The sequence below is a fragment of the Acidovorax sp. FJL06 genome, assembly GCF_003852545.1.
Taxonomy (GTDB): Bacteria; Pseudomonadota; Gammaproteobacteria; order Burkholderiales; family Burkholderiaceae_C; genus Acidovorax.
This window is the reverse complement of the sequence record NZ_QAJR01000084.1, coordinates 1-360: the sequence shown is the minus strand read 5'-3', so window position 1 is coordinate 360 and position 360 is coordinate 1. Positions and strand designations below refer to the sequence as shown.

1 protein-coding gene is annotated in these 360 nt (G+C 52.8%); it reads left to right on the top strand.

Features of this window, described 5'->3' with window-relative positions:
* Positions 1 to 230 (top strand): hypothetical protein (locus DBV10_RS23265; RefSeq protein ID WP_233590036.1); only part of this gene is annotated, 230 nt, incomplete at its 5' end.
* Positions 231 to 360 lie beyond the last annotated feature (130 nt).

Genomic DNA, 360 nt, shown 5'->3' with positions numbered 1-360 from the left:
TGGACAATCATGTGGATAACTTTGGACAAGCCCTGTATGACTGGCCTAAGTCATTGATTGGCAATGAATATCCTTGCATTGATCAAAAAACAGGCAACCAGCAGATGCCCTCCCGCCCCGGGCAACACCCCCGCAGCCAGGGCCGGCTGGGCCCCGGTTATCCCGCCCGGCACTGGACAATCTTGTGGATAACTGTGAACAAGCCTTGTATGACAACGTTAAGTGGTTGATTTGCAAGGAATATCCTTGCGTCGCTTAAAAAACAGGCAACCCGCCAAACAGGGCATCTGCGGTACATTGCACACCGGCACGCCCAGACGCGCTCCTTATTTCATAGCTTCAAGCGCTTGATGGACAAGC